A 4,151-nucleotide genomic window follows, 5' to 3' on the forward strand; every position below is an offset into this window, starting at 1 on the left:
GGCCGCGGCGATCCCGGTCGCGGCCGCGTTCGCGGCGCCCGCTTTCGCGCGCGGGGCGCGGCGCGTCATGGGCGGCCGAGGACAGCGTGAAGCCCTCGGGCACCGGCGCGCGCGGCAGGCTCTGCTTGACCAGCGATTCGATGGCGCCGAGATATTTCTCGTCCGCGGGCGTGGCGATCGAGATCGCGGTGCCCTGGCGTCCGGCGCGGCCGGTGCGGCCGATGCGGTGGACGTAATCCTCGGCATGGCTGGGCAGGTCGAAGTTGAAGACATGGCTGACCGCCGGGATGTCCAGCCCGCGCGCCGCCACGTCCGAGGCGATGAGGAAGCGCAGCGTGCCTTCGCGGAACCCGTCCAGCGTCGCCATGCGGTGGCGCTGGTCCAGGTCGCCATGGATTGGCGCGGCGTCGAAACCATGCGCCTTGAGCGACTTGGCGACGATGTCCACCTCGGTCTTGCGATTGCAGAAGATGATGGCGTTCTTCAGCCCCTCGCCCTCGGCCCGGATCAGGGCGCGCAGCAGCTCGCGCTTCTGCTTGGCGGTCTGGTCGCGGCGTGTCGGGGTGATCTCGACCAGCTTCTGGGTGATGGTCTCGCTGGCGGTGGCCTGGCGCGCGACCTCGATGCGCTCGGGTGCGTGCAGGAAGGTGTCGGTGATGCGCTCGATCTCGGGCGCCATGGTGGCGCTGAAGAACAGCGTCTGGCGGGTGAAGGGCGTCAGCTGGAAGATGCGCTCGATGTCGGGGATGAAGCCCATGTCGAGCATCCGGTCGGCCTCGTCCACCACCATGATCTGCACGCCGGTCAGCAGGAGCTTGCCGCGCTCCAAATGATCCAGCAGCCGGCCGGGCGTCGCGATCAGCACGTCGACGCCGCGGTCGATCAGCTTGTCCTGTTCGCCGAAGCTGACGCCGCCGATCAGCAGCGCCTTGGTCAGCCGGGTATGCCTGGCATAGATGTCGAAATTCTCGGCCACCTGGGCGGCCAGTTCGCGGGTCGGGCACAGCACCAGGCTGCGCGGCATCCGCGCCCGCGCCCGGCCGCGGCCCAGCAGGGTAATCATCGGCAGGGTGAAGCTGGCGGTCTTGCCGGTGCCGGTCTGGGCGATGCCCAGAACGTCGCGGCCTTCCAGCGCCGGGGGAATCGCCCCAGCCTGGATCGGAGTCGGGGTTTCATACCCCGCCTCGGCGATGGCTTTCAGAACCTTGGGGTCCAGCTTCAGATCGGAAAACTTGGTCATTCAGGGCTTTCGTATCAATGCGCGGGGCCAGCCCGCGCCGTGCTTGCGTCCATCGCCGCCCGTCCCGGAGTCCGGGATTTCGCGGCGGTTCGGGACGCAATTTCCGCACGCCCCTCGCCTTGCCTGCCGGATGCAGACAGCGCGGACCTAGCCGAAAACCCGCTCTGCGTCAATCTGATGCGAGGTTTTCATGCGGCAGGGCCGGTTTGGCGGGCGTCGCGGTGCGGTTGACGGCCCCCTTGGGCAGGCGCTATCCCGACGCGATCTTACGGATGGAAGCCATGAACCTATTCTCGGATATCCGCGCGCTGGTCCTCGATGCGCTGGCGCAGATGGAGCAGGCGGGCGCGCTGCCCGCGGGCCTCGACACCGCCCATGTGACGGTCGAGCCGCCGCGGGACGCCGCGCATGGCGACATGGCGACCAATGCCGCGATGGTGCTGGCCAAGCCCGCCGGGAAGAAGCCGCGCGACATCGCCGAGGCACTGGCCGCCCGCCTTGCCGCCGATCCGCGCATCACCGAGGTCCAGGTGGCGGGGCCGGGCTTCCTGAACCTGCGGCTTGCGCCGGCCGAATGGCAGGGTGTTCTGCGCGCCGCGCTGGCCGAGGGCGCGGATTACGGCCGCTCGGACATGGGGCGGGGGCGCAGGATCAACGTCGAATTCGTCAGCGCCAACCCGACCGGGCCGATGCATGTCGGCCATACCCGCGGCGCGGTCTTCGGCGATGCGCTGGCGGCGCTTCTGGATTTCTCGGGCCATGACGTCACCCGCGAATATTACATCAACGACGGCGGCGCCCAGGTCGACGTGCTGGCGCGTTCTGCCTATGAGCGCTACCGCGAGGCCAACGGGCTGGAGCCCGAGATCCGCGAGGGGCTCTATCCCGGCGACTATCTGATCCCGGTGGGCGAGGCGCTGAAGGCGAAATACGGCACCAGCCTGCTGGAGAAGCCCGAAAGCGAATGGCTGGCCGAGGTGCGCGCCTTCGCCACCGAGGCGATGATGGACATGATCCGCGCCGACCTGGCGCTGCTGAACGTCCACATGGACGTGTTTTCCAGCGAGAAGGCGCTTTACGGCACCGGCCGCATCGAAGCCGCCATCGAGCGGCTGCGCCAGCAGGGCCTGATCTACGAGGGCGTTCTGGAACCGCCCAAGGGCAAGACCCCCGAGGATTGGGAGCCGCGCCAGCAGACGCTCTTCCGCTCGACCTCGCATGGCGATGACGTGGACCGGCCGGTGAAGAAGTCGGACGGCTCCTGGACCTATTTCGCCCCCGACATCGCCTATCACTGGGACAAGATCGACCGCGGCTTCGACGAGCTGATCGACGTGTTCGGCGCCGACCATGGCGGCTATGTCAAGCGCATGCAGGCGGCGGTCCGGGCGCTGTCGGACGGCCGCGTGCCGCTGGACGTCAAGCTGATCCAGCTGGTCAGGCTGTTCAAGAACGGCGAGCCCTTCAAGATGTCCAAGCGTGCCGGCACCTTCGTCACGCTGCGCGATGTGGTCGAGCAGGCGGGCGCCGATGTCACCCGCTTCCACATGCTGACGCGCAAGAACGACGCGGCGCTGGATTTCGATTTCGCGCGTGTGCTGGAACAGTCCAAGGACAACCCGGTCTGGTATGTGCAATATGCCAGCGCCCGGATCAATTCGGTGCTGAACAAGGCGGCGGGGCAGGGCGTGGACGTCTCGGACGTGGCCTTGGCCGGCGCAGATCTGGCCCGGCTTTCGCATCCGGCCGAGCTGGATCTGGCCAGGAAAGTTGCAGAATGGCCACGCACCGTCGAAATCGCCGCCCGTGCCCATGAACCGCACCGGATCGCTTTTTTCCTCTATGACATCGCCTCCGAGCTGCATTCGCTGTGGAACCGCGGCAATGACGAGCCGGCGCTGCGCTTCCTGCAAGAGGGCGATGCGGCGGCCACGGCGGCGAAAATCGCGCTGGCGCGGTCCGTTGGCGTTGTCATTTCGGCCGGTCTTGGTATCTTGGGGGTGACTCCGGCCAAGGAAATGCGCTGAAAAAAGCCGCCCTGCCGGGGACGAGCAGATAAACGAGCAGCGTCGGAACAACCGGCAGGCAGGCAGGAATGACGGTAGTGGATTTCCGCTCCTCGGGCGGGTTTGAAGGGTCGCAGCCGGGCAGGCTGTCGCATGACTATCCCCATGGCCAGGGCCATCAGGGCTATCGGGACGATTGGCAAGAGGAAGGCTGGGACGACCCCGCCTATGACACCCATGCCGAATCGCTGGCCGAATCGCCCTCGCTTCTGGGACGGCTGTCGCGGCTGACGCATTACCTGGGCGCGCTGGTTTCGGTCGGGCTGATCGTGATCCTGGCGGTCTGGGGCTTCAAGCTGGTGGTGCGCGACGTCTCGGGCGTGCCGGTGATCCGCGCCATCGAGGGTGAGGCCCGCACCGCCCCCGACAATCCGGGCGGAGAGTTGACCGAGCGCACCGGCCTGGCGGTGAACACCGTCGCCGCCGGCGATGAACCGGCCGCCGTCGATCGCGTTGCCATTGCGCCCTCGACCACGCCGCTGACCGGGCAGGACCTGCCGATGGGCGAATTCGGCGCCACCGCGCAGGAGCCCTCGCACGCTGTCGAACTGCCGCTGGCCGAGGATACCGCCCGCGTCATCGCCCGCCCCGATGGCGAGGCCGCCCCCGATGCCCCCGATGCCGTCGAGAACGCGGTGATCTCGGACGCCCCGGCCGCCGAGGCCTCGGTCAACGAGGTGGTGACCGATCTGGCCGGCAACGAGACCCGGGACGTGGCGATCTCGAACGCCCTGGCCGAGGCCGGCGCGGTGCCCGCCGCCAGCGCCATCGCGCAATCGGCCCGGCCGGCACCGCGCCCGCGTCGTCTGGCCGCGGCCCCCGTGGTTGCCAGCGATGCCGCGCCG

The 4,151-nt window shown here is 68.4% G+C and carries 3 protein-coding genes; 2 read left to right on the forward strand and 1 reads right to left on the reverse strand.

What is annotated here, in order from left to right; translation table 11 throughout:
• Positions 1 to 1,240, reverse strand: a 1,240-nt coding sequence (locus I9P22_RS23420) for a DEAD/DEAH box helicase (protein WP_199262578.1), incomplete at its 3' end; no start/stop codon positions are given.
• 281 nt (positions 1,241 to 1,521) lie between these two features.
• Between I9P22_RS23420 and argS the strand changes: the two genes are divergently transcribed.
• Both argS and I9P22_RS23430 read left to right on the forward strand, forming a co-directional pair.
• A complete protein-coding gene (gene argS, locus I9P22_RS23425) occupies positions 1,522 to 3,267 on the forward strand; it encodes an arginine--tRNA ligase (protein ID WP_199262580.1) in 1,746 nt (581 codons plus the stop codon).
• Positions 3,268 to 3,335: 68 nt separating this feature from the next.
• The coding region (locus tag I9P22_RS23430) for an SPOR domain-containing protein (protein ID WP_199262582.1) at positions 3,336 to 4,151 on the forward strand (816 nt) is incomplete at its 3' end.

Source organism: Paracoccus binzhouensis (assembly GCF_016446475.1).
GTDB lineage: Bacteria > Pseudomonadota > Alphaproteobacteria > Rhodobacterales > Rhodobacteraceae > Paracoccus > Paracoccus binzhouensis.